Source organism: Alkalibacterium indicireducens (genome assembly GCF_039522005.1).
Taxonomy (GTDB): Bacteria; Bacillota; Bacilli; order Lactobacillales; family Carnobacteriaceae_A; genus Alkalibacterium; species Alkalibacterium indicireducens.
Genome location: NZ_BAAADA010000180.1, coordinates 1 through 4,961 on the forward strand (window position 1 = coordinate 1; position 4,961 = coordinate 4,961).

Annotated in this window: 5 protein-coding genes; 3 read left to right on the plus strand and 2 right to left on the minus strand. The window is 42.6% G+C overall.

Annotation, left to right across the window (positions count from 1 at the left end):
* Positions 1 to 181: 181 nt before the first annotated feature.
* The 3 genes from ABFX15_RS09795 (at position 182) to ABFX15_RS09805 (ending at position 3,380) form a co-directional block, all read left to right on the plus strand.
* Complete coding sequence (locus ABFX15_RS09795) at positions 182 to 1,018, plus strand: aldo/keto reductase (protein ID WP_346025237.1); 837 nt, start codon at positions 182 to 184, stop codon at positions 1,016 to 1,018.
* 34 nt (positions 1,019 to 1,052) lie between these two features.
* The gene (locus tag ABFX15_RS09800) at positions 1,053 to 1,427 is read left to right on the plus strand and encodes a MerR family transcriptional regulator (RefSeq protein ID WP_346025238.1); all 375 of its coding nucleotides are present in this window, start codon (positions 1,053 to 1,055) and stop codon (positions 1,425 to 1,427) included.
* A 363-nt stretch (positions 1,428 to 1,790) separates the two neighbouring features.
* The gene (locus ABFX15_RS09805; RefSeq protein ID WP_346025239.1) at positions 1,791 to 3,380 is read left to right on the plus strand and encodes a peptidoglycan DD-metalloendopeptidase family protein; all 1,590 of its coding nucleotides are present in this window, start codon (positions 1,791 to 1,793) and stop codon (positions 3,378 to 3,380) included.
* Positions 3,381 to 3,513: 133 nt separating this feature from the next.
* On the opposite strand, the gene ABFX15_RS09810 is transcribed toward ABFX15_RS09805, so the two are convergent.
* Both ABFX15_RS09810 and ABFX15_RS09815 read right to left on the minus strand, forming a co-directional pair.
* Positions 3,514 to 3,981, minus strand: coding sequence for a threonine/serine exporter family protein (locus ABFX15_RS09810; protein WP_091265548.1), 468 nt, complete (start codon positions 3,979 to 3,981; stop codon positions 3,514 to 3,516).
* Between the two features lie 18 nt (positions 3,982 to 3,999).
* Positions 4,000 to 4,782 carry a threonine/serine exporter family protein gene (locus ABFX15_RS09815; protein ID WP_346025240.1) on the minus strand — a complete coding sequence of 261 codons (783 nt, stop codon included), beginning with the start codon at positions 4,780 to 4,782 and terminating at the stop codon, positions 4,000 to 4,002.
* Between the last annotated feature and the right edge of the window lie 179 nt (positions 4,783 to 4,961).

A 4,961-nucleotide genomic window follows, 5' to 3' on the forward strand; every position in this document is an offset into this window, starting at 1 on the left:
GCATCTCTTTTCACTCCTTAAGTGATGAATGTTTGTTTTTAGTGAACTTCATTTTATCAGATTAAGGGGGGGAAGAGGTGCCTTTTTGTATTTTAATTGATAGAGCAACGATAGTTGCATTAAAACAACACGAAAAAACAAAAAAATTGGTAATTACTATAATTTAACTGGAGGAAGTATTATGAAAACTATTAAATTGAATAATGGACTGGAGATGCCTTTACTCGGTTTTGGTGTGTTTCAGATTCCCGATGAAGCAGAATGTGAACGTGCTGTGCTGGATGCTCTTGAAACAGGTTACCGTCTGATCGACACTGCCAGAGCTTACAATAATGAAGAAGCAGTTGGAAGAGCGATTAGAAAAAGTGGAATCCCCAGAGAAGAGATTTTTTTGACGACTAAACTCTGGGTAGACGATACAGGTTATGACAAGACACGTGCTGCAGTTGAAAAAGCGCTTGTTAAGCTCCAGGTGGACTATATTGACCTGTACCTTATCCATCAGCCCTTTGGAGATGTCTACGGATCCTGGCGTGCAATGGAAGATATGGTGAAGGAAGGGAAGCTTAGATCAATCGGTGTCAGTAACTTTCATACGGATCGCCTGGTAGACCTGATCATTCATAATGAAATAGTGCCGGCAGTTAATCAGATTGAAACACATCCATTCAATCAGCGACATGAAGACCATGCCATTATGAAAGAATATGGGGTTGTTCATGAATCATGGGCACCATTTGCTGAAGGGAAAGATAATATATTCAAGCATAACGTTCTCGTGGAAATCGGTAAAAAGTATGATAAGACAGCGGCACAGGTCATCCTTCGCTGGCTTACACAAAATGCTATAGTAGCGCTTCCCAAGTCAGTAAATAAGGGCCGCATCCAGGAAAACTATAGCAGTCAGACATTCAACTTATCAGAAGAAGATATGAAACGAATTGCTGAACTGGACAAGAAAGAAACGCTATTCATCGATCATCGGTCGCATGAAATAGTCGAACAGTTTTCAAGATAGACTAGTCTCACAGATAGAAGAAAAGGAGAGAGCAATGAATATATCCGCAGTTGCAGAAAAGTATAATCTGACAGCTTCTACAATCAGATATTATGAAAGAATCGGTCTGATCCCAGAGGTGTCTAGGAATTCAGGAGGCATTCGCACATTTGATCAAAATGATCTGAAGTGGATAGATTTCATCTCATGTATGAAGGCAGCAGGTCTGCCGCTGGATGTCCTTAAACGTTATACGGAACTTGTTCGTGAGGGAGATAAAACCCTCGAAGAGCGTAAGAATATCCTCATTAGAGAAAGAACTGAATTGAAGAAAAGAGTAGTGGAAATGGAAGCGGTCATAAATAAACTTGACCATAAAATAAATGATTACGAAGGACTGCTTCTAGAGAAGGAGCAGAAAATGATTTGACAGGACTGTAGAAATAATAGGTCTTTATCAGCGAATAGGATGACTAGATTACTTCAAATAAGCAGCTTGAATAAGCACAGGTGACTGGCAGGGTCGTGTTTAATTCAAGCTGTTTAAGTCTGTGTAAAAATTTAGAAGTCAAATGATATGCGATTTTTTGGGATTATAAGAACTGCATAATTTTTCTATGTTTTGACTAAATACAAGTGTAATATAACTGTAATCATCATGTAGTTTAACATAATTCAGTTTGATGCTATTATAAGTTTAGCTTAAAAAACAAAAGCGATTAAACATGAACTTATTGATTATGATAATTTTAGCATATTAAACGAGACTATTTTGAATTTAGGAGGAACTATTTTGAAGAAGAAGTTTACACTTGGCTTATTAGCCTCTGTCATGCTCGCTGGTTCGTTCCCTATTGTCGGCTCACCGGTCCAGGCTGAAAACTTGCTTGATGAATTAAAACAAGAAAAAGAAGAAGTTGAAAATCGTTCAGGTGAATTAGACGGTAACATTGAAAACACTGAACAGGAAATGGAAGAGCTGGCTCGCGAAAGAGAAGAACTTGAAGCGAGTATTCAGGCACTTCAAATCAGCATTTCAGAATTGACAGAAGATCTGATTGACCAGAATGATCGTCTGGATGCTGCAAATAAAGAAATTGACCGTTTAAATGAACAGATTGATCACTTAAATGTACTGATTGAACAGCGTAACGAAAAACTAATGCAGCAAGCTCGTTCCACACAAACCCAGTGGAACCCGACGAGAATCATACATATCATTCTGTCAGCAGAAAATTTGTCAGATCTGATCAGTCGTATGGGTATTGTCAGCCAGTTAGTATCTGCTAACCGTTCTATTATTGAAGACCAGATTCGTGACCAGCAGCTTGTAAAAGAATCTGAAGAGCAGGTACAAGCTGAGCGAGTAGAAGTACAGAATACACTTAACGAAATGGAAGCAACTCGTGAACAGTTGAGTTCTCAGCAGGTGGCGCTCGATGATGAAATTATGCACGTCGCTGAATTGTATGAAATGAATGAAAAAGAGAAAGAATCATTTATCAGTGAACAGTACGTTCTGGCGCAACAGGCGATGACCTTGTCTTCTGAAATTCAGTCTGAAGAAGAACGTCGTCTTGAAGAGCAACGCAGACGTGAAGAAGAAGAGCGTCGCAGAGCAGAAGAAGAAGCTGAACGTCAGGCAATCGCTGAAGCAGCTAGACTGGAAGCAGAGCGTGAAGAACAAGCACGTGCCGAAGAAGAAGCGAGTCAGCAGGCAGCGGCAGAACGCCGTGAAGCCGAGTCTAGCGAGCATGCAGCCCCTCAACAGCGTGAAGAAGAAGCCCGTCAACAAGCAGCGGCTCAGCAACGTGAAGAAGAAGCGCGTCAGCGAGCAGCGGCTCAACAACGTGAAGATGAAGCGCGTCGTCAGGCTGAAGCAGAAGCAAGAGCTGCAGCCCAAAGAAGAGAACAGGAAGCAGCCGCAGCCACTTCATCTCAAAGTGGTGGATCGAGTTCTAGTCCAAGTCCAAGCTCAAGCAGTACGCCATCAAGCGTAAGCTGGAGCAGACCGGCAAGCGGACGTCTGACTTCACCATTTGGGTTCAGAATCCACCCGATTTTCAGAACACGCAGATTCCACAGTGGAATCGACATTGCCGGTAGTGGAGCAATCACTGCGACACGTTCTGGAACAGTCAGAACAGCGGGATTCAACAGAGCACTAGGCTACTATATTGACATCGACCACGGTGACGGATACGCAAGCCGGTACGCTCACTTGCAGCCGAACATGCTGGTATCAAGAGGTCAGTCAGTGTCTCAAGGACAGAGAATCGGTACGATGGGGACGACTGGAGATTCAACAGGTGTCCACCTTCACTTTGAAATTCATAAAAATGGCCAACCTGTCAATCCACTGAACTACGTCAGCGGGTTTTAATCACTGACATTAGACGAATAAAAAAAGACATTAAACTAAAAAACCGGGAGCCTCTCAAGTAACACGTGAGATGCTCCCGGTTTTTAGTTGTACTTATGAAAATGATATATGCTGACTTGAGTAAAAGTGGGTGTTAAGGGAGGTACCGTTTGTCGCGTTTTTCAAATGCCTGACTAGAAAAGACCTGGAACAGTCCACTGTTTACCGAAAGGCCTAAAGCAATCGCACCTGAAATCAGAAAGGTTTCCGTGGCGTACATGAGCGCCATTTCTGAGCTGCCCTCGATAAATGCTCGCATCATATTGTAGGCAGAACCTCCTGGAACAAGAGGGATAATTCCGGGGATAGCAAAGACGATTACTGGCATTTTAAAATGTCTAGCATACCATTGGCTGAAATAGGCCACTAAAAAAGCTGCTACGCCGACACCTACAAATAAGTCGAGTTCTAGCTGGAAAGACAGGATATAATAGACGATCCAGCCGATCGCTCCTGCAAAACTGGAAGCAAATAAGGTTCGTGTTGGAACATTGTAGAGCACACCAAAACCAAATGTGGCGACAAGTGCAGCTATAAAGTAGGTTAAATGATTCAAATTCATCTGAAAACTCCTTATCTGTTATAAAAATGTCAAGACCATTGCGATCCCTATGCCTATAGCTCCGGCGGTCAAAAAGGCTTTGGCAAGTACAGCCACTCCAGCGAGGAGATGACCGGCCATCAGATCTCTGAAGCTGTTTGTGATAGCCATACCGGGAACAAGAGACATGACACTGCCGATGATAATGATATTGACATCATCTCCAAAACCTGAGGTCGTAAAGAGCAGAGCCAGCAGCCCAATGAAAAATGATGCCACCATTTCAGCAAAGAAGCTGACATTCGTCCAGTCGTTGATCACTTCGAACAGGATATGTCCCAGTCCGCCTGCGATAAAGGCGGGAAGCATATCGTCATAGGTTCCGCCGAACAGAAGTGGAAAGCTGCCACAGGCAAATGCAATAGCCAGGTTGCGCTGCAAGGTTGAAAAATTTCGTGGCGTATTTTTTATATTGGTCAATTTAAGTTTAACTTTGTCTGGAGCCAGTGCACGCTGAGCCAGCTGTCTGGACAGATCATTTACCATCGAGACCTTTTCAAGATTTGTCTGTCGATCAGTCATTCTCAGAAGTTCAGTATGGTCCTGGCCATCTTCACCTTGTACGGTCAGTATAAGTGCTGTGGGCACAACGAAAACATTAATGTAGACAAGGTTGTAACTTTTCGCTATACGGTAAAGGGTATCTTCAACTCTGTACGTTTCAGCCCCATTTTCGAGCATAGCTCGCCCGGCTTCGACGCAGACATCAAGGATATCAGCTACGGGATACTCTGCATTTCTACTCCTCCTGAATGTGTTCAATACGCTAAGTATAACGAGTTTTCTTGAATTTTGCGAATAGAAGTTGATGAGAGGAGATTAAAATAATGAGTCTTAGCATGAAAAGATAATATATACGTAGAACACTTGACTATGTGTAAAATTAATGTCGGAAGAGGGGAAATTCGACCTAGACAAAAAGAAAGAAGACCCTTAATCTA